At 62.3% G+C, this 18,399-nt stretch carries 13 protein-coding genes and 1 pseudogene; 7 read left to right on the forward strand and 7 right to left on the reverse strand.

Annotated features, from left to right (window positions below):
* Positions 1–31 precede the first annotated feature (31 nt).
* Positions 32–1,066 carry a hotdog domain-containing protein gene (locus QKE52_RS06960; RefSeq protein WP_347948444.1) on the forward strand — a complete coding sequence of 345 codons (1,035 nt, stop codon included), beginning with the start codon at positions 32–34 and terminating at the stop codon, positions 1,064–1,066.
* A gap of 38 nt (positions 1,067–1,104) precedes the next feature.
* Here the strand turns inward: QKE52_RS06960 and QKE52_RS06965 are convergent, their stop codons facing one another.
* Complete coding sequence (locus QKE52_RS06965) at positions 1,105–2,064, reverse strand: MaoC/PaaZ C-terminal domain-containing protein (protein ID WP_158381976.1); 960 nt, start codon at positions 2,062–2,064, stop codon at positions 1,105–1,107.
* On the reverse strand, positions 2,065–3,405 hold the full coding sequence (locus QKE52_RS06970) for a 3-oxoacyl-ACP reductase (protein ID WP_158381975.1): 1,341 nt from the start codon (positions 3,403–3,405) through the stop codon (positions 2,065–2,067). It abuts the gene before it with no gap.
* Between the two features lie 185 nt (positions 3,406–3,590).
* On the opposite strand from QKE52_RS06970, the gene QKE52_RS06975 reads away from it, so the two are divergent.
* From QKE52_RS06975 to QKE52_RS06985, 3 genes are all read left to right on the forward strand, one after another.
* Positions 3,591–4,889 (forward strand): acetyl-CoA C-acetyltransferase, encoded by a 1,299-nt coding sequence (locus QKE52_RS06975; RefSeq protein WP_347948445.1) that lies wholly within the window; start codon positions 3,591–3,593, stop codon positions 4,887–4,889.
* Between the two features lie 31 nt (positions 4,890–4,920).
* The gene (locus QKE52_RS06980; RefSeq protein WP_293775486.1) at positions 4,921–7,005 is read left to right on the forward strand and encodes an acyl-CoA dehydrogenase family protein; all 2,085 of its coding nucleotides are present in this window, start codon (positions 4,921–4,923) and stop codon (positions 7,003–7,005) included.
* Between the two features lie 95 nt (positions 7,006–7,100).
* Positions 7,101–7,736 (forward strand): hypothetical protein, encoded by a 636-nt coding sequence (locus QKE52_RS06985; protein ID WP_046649316.1) that lies wholly within the window; start codon positions 7,101–7,103, stop codon positions 7,734–7,736.
* A gap of 30 nt (positions 7,737–7,766) precedes the next feature.
* Here QKE52_RS06985 and QKE52_RS06990 read toward each other — a convergent pair whose 3' ends face one another.
* Positions 7,767–8,468, reverse strand: coding sequence for a hemolysin III family protein (locus tag QKE52_RS06990; RefSeq protein WP_070821322.1), 702 nt, complete (start codon positions 8,466–8,468; stop codon positions 7,767–7,769).
* A gap of 243 nt (positions 8,469–8,711) precedes the next feature.
* On the opposite strand from QKE52_RS06990, the gene QKE52_RS06995 reads away from it, so the two are divergent.
* Together QKE52_RS06995 and QKE52_RS07000 are read left to right on the forward strand one after the other, a co-directional pair.
* Positions 8,712–9,749 carry an alpha/beta hydrolase family protein gene (locus tag QKE52_RS06995; RefSeq protein WP_347948446.1) on the forward strand — a complete coding sequence of 346 codons (1,038 nt, stop codon included), beginning with the start codon at positions 8,712–8,714 and terminating at the stop codon, positions 9,747–9,749.
* A 267-nt stretch (positions 9,750–10,016) separates the two neighbouring features.
* The gene (locus QKE52_RS07000; RefSeq protein WP_070511040.1) at positions 10,017–10,976 is read left to right on the forward strand and encodes an Abi family protein; all 960 of its coding nucleotides are present in this window, start codon (positions 10,017–10,019) and stop codon (positions 10,974–10,976) included.
* 137 nt (positions 10,977–11,113) lie between these two features.
* Here the strand turns inward: QKE52_RS07000 and purL are convergent, their stop codons facing one another.
* From purL to purS, 3 genes are read right to left on the reverse strand one after another with little or no spacing between them, the layout of a single operon-like run.
* A complete protein-coding gene (purL, locus tag QKE52_RS07005; protein ID WP_347948447.1) occupies positions 11,114–13,411 on the reverse strand; it encodes a phosphoribosylformylglycinamidine synthase subunit PurL in 2,298 nt (765 codons plus the stop codon).
* A gap of 28 nt (positions 13,412–13,439) precedes the next feature.
* Positions 13,440–14,102 (reverse strand): phosphoribosylformylglycinamidine synthase subunit PurQ, encoded by a 663-nt coding sequence (gene purQ, locus QKE52_RS07010; protein WP_049154757.1) that lies wholly within the window; start codon positions 14,100–14,102, stop codon positions 13,440–13,442.
* Positions 14,102–14,332: a phosphoribosylformylglycinamidine synthase subunit PurS gene (purS, locus tag QKE52_RS07015; RefSeq protein ID WP_039676532.1), complete on the reverse strand. Its 231-nt coding sequence runs from the start codon at positions 14,330–14,332 to the stop codon at positions 14,102–14,104. The genes purQ and purS overlap by 1 nt, the downstream gene beginning before the upstream one ends.
* Positions 14,333–14,561: 229 nt before the next feature.
* On the opposite strand from purS, the gene QKE52_RS07020 reads away from it, so the two are divergent.
* Entirely contained in the window at positions 14,562–17,828 is a 3,267-nt protein-coding gene (locus tag QKE52_RS07020; protein ID WP_347948448.1) for an ExeM/NucH family extracellular endonuclease, read from the forward strand.
* Between the two features lie 100 nt (positions 17,829–17,928).
* Here the strand turns inward: QKE52_RS07020 and QKE52_RS07025 are convergent.
* A pseudogene (locus tag QKE52_RS07025) lies at positions 17,929–18,145 on the reverse strand (IS256 family transposase); the annotation flags it as partial.
* Positions 18,146–18,399 lie beyond the last annotated feature (254 nt).

Here is an 18,399-nt window from a genome sequence, read left to right on the forward strand (position 1 = left end):
GGTAACCACGCTCCCTGATACTTTGTTATCCATGTCACCAACCATGCCATCAAGCTCGTCGGAAGAAAAGAAGTCCGTTCCCCACGAGAAGTCCCCTTCCATCACCCTGCGGTTTATGGCCGCCCCCACCGATCTCACCATCGCCGGCGCCCAAGGCATCGGCGGCGGCCGCGTCCTGGAATGGATTGATAAGGCCGCCTATGCTTGTGCGGTCCAATGGTCGGGTACGTACTGCGTGACGGCCTATGTGGGCCACATTCACTTCACGCGCCCCATCCCCTCAGGCCACCTCGTGGAGGTGCGCTCGCGCATTGCGATGACGGGGCGCTCCTCCATGCACATCGTCAACGAGGTGCTTTCCGCCGACCCGCGCGATGGCATTTTTACCCGCGCGTGCGACTGCCTCGTCATCTTCGTGGCCAAGGACACGGAAACAGGTAAGTCGGTCGCCGTGCCGCCGCTGGTTCCGGACACCGTAGAGCACCAGCGTGTGTGGGAAGCCGCGGAATCCCGCATCGAGCTGCGCCAAGCCATCGAAGCGGAGATGGAAAAGCAGACTTATGATGGCCCTTCCGATGCCCCTCGAATGGTCACCCGCTTCTTGGCAAAGCCGACCGACGTCAACTGGGGCGGCAATGTCCACGGTGGTACGGCCATGGAATGGATTGATGAGGCCGGCGCTGCCTGCACCATGGAGTGGTCAGGCGAGCACACGGTGGCGGTCTATGCCGGTGGAATTCGCTTCTACCGGCCTATCCATATTGGAGACCTCATCGAGGTAGATGCCCGTATGATGCGCACGGATACCCGCTCGATGCAGATGTCGATCCACGTCCGCTCGGGTAACCCGCGCGGTGGCCGCGAGAAACTAGAAACCGCCATCCACGCCACTGTGGCCTACATGGGTATGGACGCTGACTGGCAGCCGCTCGCCGCCCGCCAGTTTGTCCCCCGCACCGAAGAAGACAAGCGCCTGTGGGAACACGCCGGCATCCTTCGTGGCTTGCGCGGCAAGTACTCCCCGAAGCCGCTGGTGGTGGCGCCACAGCATCAGCACGTGGATTAGCCGCTGGATTAGCCTATGGCTAATCCAGCACCACGCAGCTAGTTCAGAGGCTCAACCCGGCACGCCACGTGGAGGGTGCTCGGATCCTTGGCTTTGCGCAACGTGACGTCGCGCGCTCCGACCTCAGTGTTTGTAGCGACGCGCGCTCCGGCCTCAGTGTTTGTGGCGACACTCGGAGCCACAAACACGCCCGTCGTCGCCGGAAGAATAACCGGCTTGTAGAAGTCCGCGCTGATGCGTACAGCACTTGAAAGGGTGCCGTCGAGCACCGACAACATCCGGGCGTGCGTATACATGCCGTGCGCGATGGGCGCGGGAAAACCGAAGAGCTTGGCGCCCACGGTGGAGACGTGGATGGGGTTCTTATCGCCGGATGCCGCGGCATAAACGCGGGTGCTCTCGGGGCTAAAGCGCAGCGTTGCCGTGGGCGTTCCCGCCTCATCATCAGGGAAGTCGAGGAAGCGCTCGGCTTCAGGGCGCGTTCGCACCTGCCGCGGGGTGTCCTTGGTGAATTTCGCGCCCTGGCCTAGGAAAACCGAAGTCTGGCGCCAGATCTCCTCACCACCCACGCTGTACGTGGTCACCATATCGATGACCAGCCCCTTGCGGTGCGGGCGGAGGTTTTCCGCGTGCACGGAGATGTCGCAGCTTTCGTCGACGCGTAGCGGGCGGGTCTGCTCGATGCGGTTCGACAGGTGCACCACGCCGACTGCGGGAAAAGGAAAGTCCTGTGCCGCCATCACCTTGATTGCGAGTGGGAAGGCCAGCGCATACAGGTAGGTGGCGGGCAACTCATTGCCCAGGCGCAGGCCCGTGGCTTGGCAGTAGCGAGCCAGGTGCGCGGTGTCGACGCGCACTCCCTCGACGCGGTAGGCGGTCTGCGGGTCGTCGACCTTGCGCTTGCCGGCCCCCAGCCCGGGGATGGGCACCGCGCCTACCATGAGTGAGCGGTAAAGGGCGGGAAGGTCAGGAATCTCGTTGAGTGTGGTGACGTTCATTTATGCTCCCATGAGGTTCTGGCCGCACACGCGGACCGTGTTGCCGCTCACCGCGGCGGAGGCCGAGGCAGCGAAGAAGGCGACGGTCTCCGCGACGTCGACAGGCAAACCACCTTGCTGCAGTGAGTTCAGGCGCCGGCCGATTTCGCGCGGCCCAGTGGGCATCGCCGCAGTCATGGCGGTTTCGATGAATCCGGGGGCAACAGCGTTGATGGTGGAGCCATTCTCCGCCAAGACGGAGTGCAAGGAATCAACGAGCCCGATGATGCCTGCCTTCGTCGTGGCGTAGTTGGTCTGGCCGCGGTTGCCGGAAATGCCGGCCATGGAGGACACACCAACCACGGCCGCCCCCGGCGCGAGGGCTCCGGATTCGAGGAGGTTTTCGGTAATGCGTACCGGTGCCAGCAGGTTAACAGCAAGGACAGCGTCCCACTGCCCCTCGTTCATGTTGGCCAGCAGCTTGTCGCGGGTGATTCCAGCGTTGTGGACGATGACGTCAATAGCTCGACCATGACGCTCCTGGGCGTGCTGGGCAATCTTGTCCGCGGCCTGAGGGTCAGTGACATCGAGAGGCAGCGCGGTGCCTTTGACCTTGTTCGCGGTCTTCGCCAGGTGTTCGCTAGCTTGCGGGACGTCGATGCAGATGACGCTGGCACCGTCGCGGGCCAGCACCTCGGCGATGGTAGCGCCAATACCGCGAGCAGCACCGGTGACCACCGCGAGGCGCCCGTCGAGCGGCTTCTCCCACTTCGCTGACTCACCTCCGCGTGCGGGGGAGCCCTCACTCACCGCGCCCACGCGGACCACCTGGCCATCCACGAAGGCCGACTTCCCGGAGAGGAAGAAGCGGAGGGTGGACTCCACCTCCGCGGTGGCCGCAGGATCTACCCACACCAGGTTCACGGTGCCGCCCTTGCGCATCTCCTTGGCCAAGGAGCGCGTAAAGCCTTCGAGTGCGCGCGCGGTAATCCGGGCGTCGATAGTATCTGCAGCCTCCGGGGTGGTGCCGACAACCACGAGGCGCGCGCACGGCAGGAGGTTGCGCATCTGTGGGTTGAAGAAGTCATACAGCTCGCGCAACTGCTCGGGGGTCTCTAGGCCGGTGGCATCGAAGACGAGGGCGGCGCGCGGGGCCTCCGCAGAGGCGTTGATGATCTGGTAATCCACGGCTAGCTGGGAGCGAAGAAAGTCGGCGATGCGTCCCTGGCCGCCAATGACGATGGGGCCATCGAGCGCCGGTTCGCCTACTTTATGACGACGCAGGGGGTGGCCCTGGGGTACACCCGCTTTGGCGGCAAGCGGAGAGTTGATGAGCTTCTCGGCAATGGTGACGTGCGGCATAAGGTGACGCATTCCTTTCTGAGATCTTCACAACCTTGCGAGCATTATTTTGCTAGTTGCAAGGCCCGTTAATTGAGTGATAGAACTAACAATATCACCTTAGTTGTGATGCGAAACGCGCGGTGGGATTGCTACCCCCTCCCACTGGGGCGATTCGCACCAGACCACTCGCGAAGGAGTTTTTGATGACCAACCCCCCGCACCGCGTAGCCATCCTCGGTGGCAACCGCATTCCCTTTGCTCGCTCCAATAAGCAGTACGCTCACGCGTCCAACCAAGACATGCTCACCAGTGCGCTCGACGGCCTCGTGGCGCGCTACGGGCTGCACGACGAACGCCTCGGCCTCGTCGCCGCGGGTGCCGTGCTCAAGCACTCCCGCGATTTCAACCTCACTCGCGAGTCGGTCCTCGGTTCCGCGCTCGACTCGACCACCCCAGCTATTGACGTGCAGCAGGCCTGCTGCACCTCCCTGGCGGCGGCTATCCACGTCGGCGATGCCATTGCCCAGGGCCGAATTTCCGCCGGCATCGCGGGAGGCACGGACACCACCTCGGATGCCCCGCTGGCCGTCAATGACACCCTGCGCCGCACGCTGCTCAACCTCACCCGCGCCAAGACCGCCGCTCAGCGCGCCCAGCTCATCGGTTCCATCCGACCCTCGCAGTTAGCCCCGGAGCAGCCGCAGAACGGCGAGCGGCGCACCGGATTGTCCATGGGAGATCACGCCGCCATCACCGCCCGCGAAATGAACGTGAGCCGCGAAGCCCAGGACGAGCTGGCACTCGCCTCCCACCAGAACCTCCATCAGGCCTGGGAAGAGGGCTTCTTCGATGACCTCACCACCGGATTCCTCGGCGTCAACCGCGATACCAACCTGCGCCCGGATTCCTCCCTGGAGGCCCTAGCCAAGCTCAAGCCGGTCTTCGGCAAGCGCGATGCCGAACAGCACGGCACGCAGGCCACCATGACCGCGGGCAATTCCACACCGCTGACCGACGGCGCCTCCGTCGCCCTGCTGAGCTCCGAGGAGTGGGCAGCCGAGCACAATATCGAGCCCCGCGCCTTCCTCGTCGATTCCGAGACCGCGGCGGTCGATTTTGTCCACGGCCCCGATGGGCTTCTCATGGCGCCGACCTACGCGGTCCCGCGCCTGCTGGAGCGCAACAACCTGACCCTCCAGGACTTCGACTTTTACGAAGTCCACGAGGCCTTCGCGTCCCAGGTACTCGCCACCCTGTCTGCATGGGAGGACGAGACCTACTGCCGCGAGCGCCTCGGCCTGCAGTCTGCGCTGGGCCCCATCGACCGCGCCAAGCTCAACGTCAAGGGCTCCTCCCTTGCCGCTGGGCACCCCTTCGCCGCCACCGGCACCCGCATCCTCGCCACTACCGCCAAGATTCTCGAAGAAAACGGTGGTGGGCGCGCCCTCGTCTCCATCTGTGCGGCCGGCGGCCAGGGTGTTGCAGCCATCGTCGAGCGTTAAGAAACTTCCCTCCCCAGAAAGGACCCCCACCATGCCACTCACCAAGTCTTCCTCGGACACGAAATCCGTCTCACCAGAACTCAACAACCAGGCCACGACCGACGCCCCCAAGGCCGAGGCCCGCAGCCCGCACCGCCTGCCCACCACCCCGAAGCCCTCAGTGGCCACAGAACTGGCTGCGCTTCTCGACGGCCCCCACGCCGCCTTCCGCCAGGAGCTGCGCACCTTCCTCAACGACCCTTCGCTCTTCCCGAAGCCGGACCTGCCGATGGCAGAGCAGCGCCAGCACACCTTTGACAACCTCTCCAAGGTCCGCGATTTCGGCGGTTTCAACCACGGCCTGCGCCGCGCCAACGGCGGTTCCGGTAAGCCGAACCTGTCCACCTTCACCCTGGAGGGCCTAGCCTGGGTTGATGGTTCACTGGCTATTAAGTCCGGCGTGCAGTGGGGCCTGTGGGGCGGCGCCCTGGATCAGCTCGGCACTGAACGCCACCTCGAGTGGGTCAAGAAAGCCGCCAGCCTGGAGCTGCCAGGCTGCTTCGCTATGACCGAGCGCGGCCACGGCTCTGACGTGCAGTCCCTGGAAACCACCGCCACCTTCGACCCGGAGACCAACGAGTTCGTCATCAACACCCCCTCCGATTCCGCGGTGAAGAACTACATCGGCAACGCCGCCAAGGACGGCCGTGCGGCCGTCGTCTTCACCCAGCTGATCACCCCTGACAGCGATGGCCGCTCCCACGGCGTGCACGCCATCATCGTCCCGATCCGCGATGAAGAAGGCAACGAGCTGCCAGGCGTTACCCTGGGTGATCATGGCCACAAGGGTGGTTTGGTAGGCGTCGATAATGGCACCCTGCGCTTCGACAACGTCCGCGTGCCGCGCGAAAACCTCCTCAACCGCTTCGCCGATGTGGACGAAAATGGCAGGTACACCTCCCCCATCGAGTCCAAGAATGCCCGCTTCTTTACCATGCTGGGCACCCTCATCCGCGGCCGCATCGGTGTCTCCGGTGCGGCGGGCGCGGCCACCGAGGCCTCCCTGGACATCGCCATTCGCTACGCCAACCGCCGCCGCCAGTTTGAGGGCGCGACCGGCGCTGAGAAGCGCCTCATCGAGCACCGCCAGCACCGCCGCCGTCTGCTCATTCCGTTGGCCCGCACCTATGCGCTGCACCTGCTCTACAACCAGATTCTGGAGCGCTACCAGGAGCAAAACGATCAGCACGAGGACGGCACGTGGTCAGTGACGGAGCCGACCGAGGAGCAGAAGTTCGCCTCCCGCGAGATGGAATCCCTGGCCGCGGCCATCAAAACTGCGCAGACCCAGCACGCCACCCGCACCATCCAGGAATGCCGCGAGGCTTGCGGCGGCGCTGGCTACATGTCGGAGAACCGCCTGACTACCTACCGCGCTGACTCCGATGTCTTCGCCACCTTCGAGGGCGATAACACCGTGCTCATCCAGATGGTGGGCAAGAACCTGCTCACCGCCTACGGCCGCGCGATGAATGACATGAGCCCGTGGGACACCGTGAAATACGCGGCCTCCACCGCCACCGATGTGGTTCGTCGCCGCTACGGGTTCACCACCCGTCTGCAAGGCCTGGTGGACCGCGTGAACCCCTCCGAAGCTTCGCTTTTCGACGCCACCTACCAGGCCAAGCTGATCGACGACCGTGCCCAGTCCATCCTCTTCTCCCTCGTGCGCCGCATCCAGCCGGCCCGCAAGGCTGATAAGGTGCAGGCTGCCGCCATCATGGACCAGTGCCAGGATCACCTCATCGCCGCCGGCTGGGCCCGCGTGGATACCTTGTTGGTCCAGGCCATGATTGAGGCCGAGGAGCGCCTTGAGGAAGGTTCGCTGGCACGCCAGGTCTTTGAGCAGCTGCGCCACCTCTTCGTCTTCGACACCTTGGTCCAGCACGCGGGCTGGTACCAGGAACACAACCTGATCCCGGCAGGCCGCATCAAGGCCGCCCGCGCCGCCATCAACGACCTCGTGGATTCGCTGGCACCGTGGTCCGTCGTGCTCGTCGATGCCTTCGGCGTTCCGCCTGAGGTACACAACATCCCGATGCTCACCGAGGCTGGAGTGGATCCGCTCCACGTCTAGTCACTCCACGCATAGGGAGGGCACTTCCGCCATCCGGCGGGGTGCTCTCCCTAGTTTTCTGCCAGTAGCGATAGGGACTGTTTACTCTCTGAGCTATGACCACACAGCATCCGATGTTCTCCAGTTCCTTCCCACCCTCCGATGATCTCCTTGAGCCAAGCCCGCTTCGCAATGACATCGCATTGCGCCTCTGCCACGGCGAATCTCGCCAGGACATCCACAACGACTACATTGAAGTCCTCGATGACCCCTCCGAATGGGAGGCCAGCTACGAGGAACCTTATCCAGAGGATTTTGACACCATCATCGACGAAGTTGCCGCAGAATACGGCCGGTTGGTCACAGAAAAGTCGGAGGATGTTAAGCGCCTCGAAGCCCTGCGCGAGGAGCTTGCTCAGCGCGATATCTCCTTCACGTTCAACGAGGCCTGGGATCTCTCAGACGGCGTCTGGGTAGGCTCCAAGCTCGCTGAGAAGGAAGGCCGCAGCGGCTATGCCTACTGCCACCGACAGGACATCAGCCGAGTTATTTACGACGGCGAGCTGTACTTCGGTTTCTCCGCGATGGAGGAAAACGAAGAAGCAACCATCAAGGTCGGCGAGCAACTCGTCGAGGCCCTACGCGCCGTGGGCTTCGATCCCGAGTGGAATGGCTCGACGACAGCGCGCGTTCTGTGCCAGGACGTCGCTCTCGAATTCCCCCTCGCCGAAGATCTCACCGATGCCGAGTAAATGGCCCCGCAACGCTAGCCCTGTATAGGGCTAGCCCACCACAACCATCCAGATGGCTACCATGTGCACCACCGCCGCGGCAATCGTCGCGGTGTGGAAGTGTTCGTGGTAGCCATACCAGCGCGCGTTGCGCCCCGGCCACTTGAAGCCGTACATCAACGCACCCAGCGAGTAGACCACCCCACCTGCGAACAGCAGCCACACTACAGCCGGTCCCGCGGACTGCCACAGGTTCGGCAGTAGCGGCAGGATGAGCCAGCCTAGGACGAGGTAGACCACCACATCCAACCACCGCGGATGATTGATCCACACCAAATTCAAGACCACGCCCATGATGGCGCCCACCCACGCCGCGGTTAGCATCCATAGCGCCTGCGTCGGCTCCAGCACGATGGCGCACAGCGGCGTATACGTTGCCGCGATAAACACAGAAATCGTCGCGTGGTCAGCACGCCGCCACCATTGCACCGCGCGCATCGATACCCACGGCCAGCGGTGGTACAGGGCCGAGACCGTAAAGAGCCCCACCACTCCCACGCAGTAGACCGTCACCGCGAGCCCCTGCCACCACGGCAGCGTCATCCACCCAAAGGTGATGAGGACGGTCGATGCGATGAGGGAAGCAATCGCAGCAAAGAAATGGCCCCAGCCGCGCGTCAGCGGACGCGGACCACGGTCCGCCATCCAATAGGTGCGCTGGATGAGCTGCTCCATCGTGCTGTGTTCGCGCATAGAGCTGTCTTCAACTGGAAACTCTTGCGGGGAGGATATGTGAGCACTGGGTGCGTTCATAGTGAGGGCCCTTGCCTTGTCTGAAATGCGGGTCATGCGACTAACGCATTCACCCTCAAAACTTACGTACCCGTAACTATACGGCGGGGCGTTGCATCGGACAAGGGCTAAGAGAAAGATACCGCCAGGTTTTCTGCTGCTATGTGCAGTTCGGAAGCGCCGACAAAGTAGACTCCACTATTTGTGTTTTCCTATGTCTCAGGTCCTCGCCGCACCACGGCGTTGCTCGCAGCCGCCATGGTGGCGCTGGGGGCGGCGTCGGCAGGCGTCGGCTCCGCCTCCGCTCAGTCCAGCACGATCGGCAAGGTTTCCTCGCGCGTGACCAACCCGCAGCCCTGGCTGGGCGACGAGCCTTTCATCACCTCAAAGCGCCACATGGGCGGCAACCACTGGGTGGTGGACGTGTGGTCCCCGGCCAACCGTGCGGTGATTTCCAATAACGTCCTGCTCCCCGAGAGTGATAAGCCGCGCCCCTCCTTCTACCTGCTGCCCGGCGTGGAGGGCGGCCAAGCGGGCATGAACTGGATGACGCACACCGATATTCGCCAATGGGCCGTGGGCAAGAACGTCAACGTGGTGATGCCACTCGGCGGTGCCTATTCTCTCTACACCGATTGGGATAACGAGGATCCCATCTTGGGCGTCAACAAGTGGAACACCTACATGACCACTGAGTTGCCCCCGCTGATCGACGCAGAATTCCACGGCACCGGCCGCGATGCCATTGGTGGTGTTTCCTCCACCGGCGGTGCTGCACTCGACATCGCCGGCCACGCCCCACAGCGCTACAAGGCCGCGGCCTCCTACTCCGGTTGTCCGGTGCGCTCCGGCGCGATTGGCTTCCCCAGTTCCACCGCGATGATCGCCTATGGCGGCGGATCCTCCTTCAATGCGTGGGGCCTGCCGGGCTCCCCACAGTGGTTCGAGCACGACCCCAACGCCAACCCTGGGCGCCTGCGCGACGTCGAGGTCTTCGTGGGCTCGGCCTCCGGCACCCCGGGCCCCATCGATGGCACGAACAAGCCCAGCCAGTGGCTCGGGCCCCGCGCGATAGAGATGGTGGCCAACCACTGCTCGGAGGAATTCACCCGCAACGCCCGCAACGCCGGGGTGCGCGTGAACCGTTACTTCAGCCCCCAAGGCTCGCACACCTTCGGCCTCTTCTCTCACCAGATGAAGCTGAGCTGGGACCAGACCATCGCCCGCACCATCGGTGCTTAAGTAATAACAGGTTGCCGCCTCACTTCGGGCGATGTCCCCGATGCACCCTAATTTCACAGAGCCTCGGATGAACAACTAGACCTTCAACGTGCACGTCTACCTGAAAAGTGGGATTGACGCATTTCAAGGTCCTGCGGTAAAATGCTGGTTAATAGTTCAGCCCGCCCGGTTTCTCTTCGGAAACTCGGAGTGGGCTGGATCTCTATTTACGCCGTTCCGCCGAACCGATCCCCACAACAACTCGTCCCCTCTCTAGATTGGCTTCCCATGTCTTCATCGCTCAAGCCAGCAGCGACCATTGACGAGCATATTATTCGGTTGCAAAGCCGTGGCATGAAGATCGACAAAGCTTTAGCTGAACAATGGTTTTCACACGTTAGCTACTACCGACTTTCTGCCTATTGGTATCCAGCCAGACAATTCAATGAAGACGGAACTAGTCGTTCAAGTCACTTCGTCGATGGTACCGATTTTGTGCACGTCATCTCCTTATATGAAGCCGATAGGAAACTCCGCACCCTGATCCATGACGGAATGGAGCGAATCGAAGTAGCGATGCGAACCAAGCTCGTCGAGCTGCTATGTACTCGACACCCCAATGATCCTACTTTCTACCTCCGCTCAGACGACTTTCGGCCAAACTTCGACCACGTGTCGTGGCTGAGTACAGCGTATGGACGACTCGCGAGGGCAAAGAAGAACGACGCCGTGAAGCACTACATTGATGAATACGGTGGACAGTATCCCATGTGGGTTGTGGCTGAAGTGCTCGATTTTTCGGATATTTCAAAGCTCTATGCAGGCTTAGGATCCAACGATCAGCGATCGATTTCGGAAGCGCTGGATATAAAGATCGACTTCGCTAGTTTGAATAGGAATCAGAAGCAAAAACTTACGAAAAAACATCCGCTGGCAAGTTGGCTCGAGCAGCTAACTATCATTCGGAATACGTGTGCGCACCATGGAAGGCTATGGAATCGTTCTTTTGCTCCGGCTCCAACTGAAGTTATCCGTAGCAATGGGAGCCTTTACCTCCTGCCAGAGATTCAAAGTGAAAAGCTATTCGGCGCTTTAATTGTCATGGCGCATATGCTACGAACCGTGTCCCCTGGGACTACCTGGCCTGACAAAGTAGTGGCATCATTAAACCAGCACTTCCTCACGAATCCTCTTGTTGAAAAAGCCAGTATCGGAATTCAAAGCGACTGGGATGAAAAGACACTTTAAGTTCTTTTCATGCCTTTGAAGCAACAAACAGTTGCGAATTTCGTGGGTCTTACGAAGCGGCTCTTCGGGGAAAGAAAAGCCCAGCCGAAGCTGGGCTTTTCTTCTAGAAACTGCGGGACAAGCAGCGTGAGTGGGGCCTACTCCACCACGGAGTTTGCCCCGACCGCGTGGCCGAAGAGGTCCGGCAGGATTGCAGCCCAGGCCTCACGCAGCTCAGAAACGGCGATGGACTCGCCGCCGAGTTCCAGTTCACCGTTGTCGGTGGTCTGGCCGACGACGACGGCCGGTACACCGCACTCCTCAGCGCGCTGCAGCAGCATGTCGACGCGGTCCGCGGTCGTCGCCACGAGCACGCGGGAGGCGGACTCGGAGAAGGCAGCCACGAAGGCATCCTCATGGACCTTGGACAGGTCCAGACTCAAGCCCACGCCGCTGCGCTTGGCCATCTCGAATGCGGTGACGGCAAGGCCACCCTCGGAGATGTCGTGTGCAGCGGTCAAGCCTTCGTTGCCCACGAAGAAGTCCGCGAGGCGCTGCTCGTTGGCCAGGTCCACCTGCGGCGGCAGACCATTCAAACCATTCTCCGGCTCATTTCCTTGCTCACGAGCGCTGACCTGCTGCCAGATGGAGCCGCCAAATTCATCCTTGGTCTCACCCAGCAGCACGAGTACCTCCGGCTCCTCCACGAGGCCGAGCTCGTTGCCGATGGACTTGTGGACGTCATCGATAACGCCGAGGACACCCACGACGGGCGTCGGCAAGATCGGCTCCTCGCCGGTCTGGTTGTAGAAGGAGACGTTGCCACCGGAGACGGGGATGCCGAGTTCCACGGCGCCGTCGGCAAGCCCATGCACGGACTCGCGGAACTGCCACATCACGTCCGGGTTTTCCGGGGAGCCGTAGTTGAGGCAGTTGGTAATGGCCACCGGGCGGGCACCGGTGACGGCGACGTTGCGGTAGGCCTCCGCCAGCGCCAGGCGGGTGCCCATATTCGGATCCAGCTTGGTGTAGCGACCAGAGGCATCGGCCGATACCGCGATACCGCGGCCGGTCTCCTCGTCGATGCGCAGCACACCAGCGTTCGCGTGGTGGGACTGCACGGTGTTGCCGCGCACGTAGCGGTCATACTGCTCGGTGATGAAATCACGGGAGCACAGCGCCGGGGAGGCCACAAGCTTCTTCAGCGCCACGGTGAGGTCCTGCTTCTCGACGCCCTGGAACTCCTGCAGCGCATCCTGCCACTCCGGGCGGGCATAGGGGCGGTCGTAGACCGGGGCCTCGTCCGCGATGGTGCCGGCCGGGGCGTCCACGACGACCTCGCCCTGGTGGCGGATAATGAGGTGCTTGCCGGTGGTAACCTCACCGATCTCAGCGCAGGTGACATCCCAATGCGCGCAGATCTCCTTGAACTTCTCCACGTTCTCCGGGGTCACCACGGCACACATGCGCTCCTGGGACTCGGAGGCGAGAATCTCTGCGGCGGTCATATCCTTTGCGCGCAGCGGGACGTTGTCCAGGTTGATCTCCATGCCACCATCGCCGGCGGCGGCCAGCTCGGAGGTGGCGCAGGCCAGGCCCGCACCGCCCAAGTCCTGGATGCCCACGACGATGCCGGACTTGTACAACTCCAGGCAGCACTCGATGAGAACCTTCTCCGCGAACGGGTCACCCACCTGCACGGCCGGCAGCTTGCGCTCGGCGCCGTCCTCGAAGGTGTCAGAAGCCAGCACGGACACGCCACCGATGCCATCGAGGCCGGTGCGCGAACCGAAGAGCATGACCTTGTTGCCAGTACCGGAGGCAAAAGCGAGCTTGAGGTCCTCCACCTTCAGCGTGCCCACGCACAGCGCGTTGACCAGCGGGTTACCGGCATAGGACTCATCAAAAACAGTTTCGCCGCCAATGTTGGGCAGGCCCAAGCAGTTGCCGTAGTGCGAAATACCGCCGACAACACCGGGCAAAACGCGCTTGGTGTCGGGAGCATCAGCCGGGCCGAAGCGCAGCTGGTCCATCACGGCAATCGGGCGAGCCCCCATGGCCATGATGTCGCGGACGATGCCGCCCACGCCGGTGGCCGCACCCTGGTGCGGCTCCACGTAGGACGGGTGGTTGTGGGACTCCACGCGGAAGGTCACCGCGTTGCCGTCTCCGATGTCCACCACGCCGGCGTTCTCACCGATGCCGGCGAGGATCTTGGAGCCCATCTCCTCGGTCATGGTCTCGCCGAAGTAGCGAAGGTGCGTCTTGGAGGACTTATAAGAACAGTGCTCCGACCACATCACCGAGTACATGGTCAGCTCGGCGTCGGTGGGGCGGCGGCCCAGGATCTCGCGGATGTGCGCGTACTCGTCATCCTTCAGGCCCAACTCGCGGTAGGGCTGCTCCAGCTCGGGCTGCGCGGCCGCCTGCTCGACGGTGTCGTTGTGTACGGTCATTGTTTCTCCTTATAACCGTCGGCGCGGGTTAAGCGACGACCTTGAGGGCGGACACAAACAAACCCAGACCGTCGGTGGACGGGCCGGTGAGAAGATCGATGGCGTGCTCCGGGTGCGGCATGAGTCCCACCACGTTGCCGGCCTCGTTGGTGATACCGGCGATGTCGTTGATGGAGCCATTGAAGTTATCCGTGTAGCGGAAGACCACGCGGCCTTCGCCTTCGAGGCGCTCCACGGTCTCCGCGTCCGCCTGGAAGCGGCCCTCGCCGTGCTTAGCCGGAATCAGGATCCGCTGGCCCTGCTCAAACTCGCTGGTCCAGGAGGTCTGCGCGTTCGCCACCTCGAGGTAGGTATCCACACAGTGGAAGTGCAGCCCCTGGTTGCGGGTCAAGGCGCCGGGCAGCAGGCCGGCCTCCGTCAAAATCTGGAAGCCGTTGCAAATGCCGAGCACCGGCATGCCCTTATTCGCTGCTTCCACCACCGCGCGCATGACCGGGGCCAGCGCAGAGATGGCGCCGGAGCGCAGGTAGTCACCGTAGGAAAAGCCGCCGGGAACAACGACGGCGTCCACTCCTCGCAGGTCCTCGTCCGCATGCCACAGGGACACGACGTCGGCGCCGGCGGTGCGGGCGGCGCGGGCCGCGTCGACGTCGTCAAGCGTGCCGGGGAAGGTAATAACGCCGATCTTCATTACTGGATAACCTCGTAGTCCTCGATCACGGTGTTCGCCAGAAGGGTGGACGCAACCTTCTCGAGTTCCTCGGCGCTGACCGAATCATCGACTTCAATTTCAAAGCGCTTGCCCTGGCGCACGTCGCTGACACCAGCAACCCCCAGGCGGCCCAGCGCGCGGACGACGGCCTGACCTTGCGGGTCCAAAATCTCGGCCTTGGGCATGACATTGACAACTACACGAGCCATGAAAATTCTGCCTTACTGTGCGTGAGTATAGGTGCCCCGCCAGTCTATCCCGCCAGCGGGAAAGATTCGGAATCTTTGGGGGTGATGAATTCAAACCAAACGGCTGAAGAATTCTTGGGGAATCCCACCTTAACCCCCAGCTCGCCCCTTATCCTCCGGTATCCTGCGGCGGCGAAGGCAGGTAGAACGAGATGCGTTGTCATTTTCTCGCTGATTAAAGGAACCTCTCATGCGCCTCACACGCATCGGCTCTCTCGCCATCGCCGCCCTTGTCTCTACCTGCATTGTTGTCCCCCAGGCCAGCGCCTCTGTGGACGGCTCCAACGCCGTTATCTCTGAGGTCTACGGTGGCGGCGGCAACAAGAACGCCCCCTTCACCAACGACTTCATCGAGCTCTACAACCCAACGGGTTCCGCCATTGACATCTCCGGATGGTCCGTGGAGTATTTCTCGTCCAAGGGCAACTCCGGCGGAAAGACCACGCTTAACGGTTCCATCCCGGCTGGCGGCTACTACCTCATCCAGGAAGGTGGCGGCGGCACTGGTGAGCCGCTGCCCACCCCGGATGCTGAGGGCGGTCTCAGCCTGTCCGGTTCCAAGGGCTCGGTGAAGCTTTACGACGCCTCCGGCGCTGAGGTGGACTTGGTGGGGTACGGGGAGGCGTCGCTAAGCGAGGGCTCCCCTACCTCTTCCTTGAGCAACACCACCTCCGCGCAGCGCGATGACGCCAGCACCGACACCGACGACAACGCCGCCGACTTCAGCACCGCCGCCCCAACACCGAAATCCGGCGGCGGCGCAACCGCGCCGGAGGACCCGCAGCCGGCCGAGCCGGGTTCCACCATCACCATCCCGGAGATCCAGGGCACCGGCGCGGAGTCCCCGCTCAAGGGACAGAACGTCACCACCCAGGGTGTTGTCACCGCCGTGTGGCAGGGTGAGAAGTCCCTCAACGGCTTCACCATCCAGACCCCGGGCACGGGCCAGACCGCACCGAAGAAAGCCTCGGAGGCCATCTTCGTCTACACCGGTGGCACCGGCTTCTACCCAAAGATTGGGGAATCAGTCGAGGTCACTGGCTCCGTCGACGAGTACTACGGGCAGACCCAAATCGCCCTAGCCCAAGGCTCCGTCCTCGACACCGCACTCGATCCCGTCACCCCGCTGACCATCGATGCCCTGCCGGAAGGCGACGAGGCCCGCGAAAAGCTCGAGTCCATGCTGCTCAAGCCCGGCGTGCACACGGTGACCGATAACTACGGCCTCAACCGCTACGGCGAGTTGGGCCTGGCCCCGGGTACGGAGGCGCTGCGCCAGCCGACGGACAAGTTCGCCCCAGGCAGCGCGGAAATGCATGCTCTGGAAGAGTCCAACGCGGCGAAGTACGTCATCCTCGATGACGGCTCTACCCGTGACTTCACCCGCGATGGTGCCTCGACGAAGCTGCCGTACATCATGCAGAACGGCTCGGAGGTCAAGACCATCCGCACCACCAACCAGGTGGAGTTTGCGGACTCCGGCGTAATCCTGGGCTACGGCCACAACCAATGGCGCTTCCAGCCCACCACGATGATTACCGGTGACTCTGCCACCGCAGACCTGCCGATTACGTGGGACCCGGCCCGTCCGGAGGCCCCGCAGGTGGAAGGCGACTACACCGTGGCGGCGTTTAACGTGCTGAACTTCTTCATCAACCTAGGTGAGGACAACGGCGCGAAGGCGTACAAGGACCGTTTCGGTAACGGTGTGGGTTCTGATAGCGGCACCTTCCGCGGCGCGTGGTCGGAGTCTGCGTTCAACGACCAGAAGGGCAAGATCCTCACCGCGCTGGAGGGCCTCGATGCCGACGTCATTGGCTTGTCGGAGATTGAGAACGCCGCGAATACCGTGGGTGGCTCCTACGACGATGCTGTGAAGTACCTCGTAGATGAACTCAACACCCGCGCGGAATCCGAAAAGTGGGATTACGTCAAGGCCCCGGCGAACTCCGCGGCGGACTCGGATGTCATCCGCACTGCGATCATCTACAAGAAGGACCGCGTCCAGCCAGTAGGTGAGGCCACCTTGCTGGAGGACGAGCGTTTCAAGGGCACCGCCCGCACCCCGCTCGCTGCGGAGTTCAAGCCGGTTGCTGACAAGTGCGCTCCTGAGGGCCCAGATTCCTTCGTGGTGGTCACCAACCATTTCAAGTCCAAGGGTTCGGTGGCTAACGGCGACAAGGACACCGGCGACGGCCAGGGCAACAACCCCAACGTGCGCAATGCCCACGCCCAGGCTGTCCTCGATGGTTTGTCCAAGCAGCCGCAGTGGCAGGAGAAGGCCACCTTCGTCATGGGTGACTTGAACGCTTACTCCAAGGAAGACGCCATCTCCATCTTCCGCAACGCTGGCTACACCATCCCGGTTGAGGAACTCAACCCGGAGTCTGAGTGGCAGGCAGTGGCCTCTTACCAGTTCTCCGGCCGCATTGGCTCCCTGGACCACATCCTGGCCAACGAGCACGTCGATGCCCAGGCTGCACAGACCTGGAACATCAACTCCGATGAGCCGATTGCCATGGAGTACTCTCGCCGCAACTACACCGGCGGCGATGTCTTTGAGGCCGATAACCCCTACCGCTCCTCCGACCACGACCCGGTCAAGGTGGGTTTCAACCTTGCCCAGGTTTCCCGCTCTGCTGACGATCTTAAGGACTGTGACAAGACCGAGGACCCAGCGCCGACTGACGAAGCCCGCGGCATCAAGTCCGTCACCATTGACGACAATGGACATCTCATCATCACCTACACCGACGGCACCACCGAGGATGCTGGCAAGGTCGTCGGCTCCGATGGCAAGGACGGTAAAGACGGCGACAAGGGCGACAAGGGCGATGCCGGCCAGGACGGTAAGGACGGCGCCGACGGTAAAGGCGGCCGTGGTATCAAGTCCGTGACTACCAACGACAAGGGCGAGGTGGTCGTCACCTACACCGACGGCACCTCTGAGATTCTCGGTACCCTCGCCGGTTCGAAGGGCGACCAGGGCATGCCGGGCCGCGATGGCTTCGATGGCGCACCAGGCCGCGACGGCACCGATGGCCGCGATGGCGCAAACGGTAAAGACGGCAAGGACGGCCGCGGTATTAAGTCCGTGACCACGGATGCCGACGGTAACCTCGTCATCACCTACACCGACGGCACCTCAGAAACCGTCAAGTCCGGCGACAAGCCGGCGACCCCGGCAGGTGGTTCCTCTGTGAGTGAGCGTTGCTTGCCGACGGTCCTCGGCCTCACCATCCCAGCAGCCCTCGCCATCCCACTGGCCTTCCTCGGGAACATCAGCGCGCAGTTCAATATCCCGGGCCTTGAGCCGGTACAGAAGCAAATTGAGTCGCTGACGTACAACGTCACGCGCAACATCCCACGCGAGGCTCAGTACGCAGCTGGTGGTATCGGCCTGCTGGCAGTCCTCGGCATCATTGCCGCTGCCTGTGTCCCAACCGAGTCTGAATAGAGCGCTCTCCCGAGTTTAATGTGTGCGTTTTGTATGTAAGCCTTGGACTCAAGGTCATTTTTCTCCGAGCGTAACGGACATTTCGTGTGGATTTAGGAACCCCGCCCCAGCCTTTTCTTACGCCTAGGCTGGGGTTCCATTCGTAGTCGATGTGGGCGTCGTATGTGGCTGGTCGCCGTTTGGGTGGCCGCGCCGTTTGAGTTCTTCTTTCGCCCAGGTAGCGCGTGGTGCTTTTCTCCTTGGCGTTCGAAGTCTTGTTACTTGGCTAACTCCAGTGGCGCTACAGGTTCTTCGGTGTGGGTATCGAGCCACCAGTCTGAAGGGTCCCAAGTTTTGTCCGTCATGGATAAGCTTTCAAGTCATGCCCGGAGACAACAGGTCCATATAGCTCCCGCAGAGAAAACCAACCCCGACTAACCCACCCACGAGGTTGGCAACCTATATAGGATCCCCAGCGCAGCCGGCCAGTCGGACCCGATGAAACAAGAGGCCACCCCTCCCCTATTTGGGGGAACACGAGGCAACATCAAACCGCCTGACGGTTGCACGGCCCTTTTCGATGCCTCATAAT

This window comes from Corynebacterium sp. c25Ua_47 (assembly GCF_039907205.1).
GTDB lineage: Bacteria > Actinomycetota > Actinomycetes > Mycobacteriales > Mycobacteriaceae > Corynebacterium > Corynebacterium hiratae.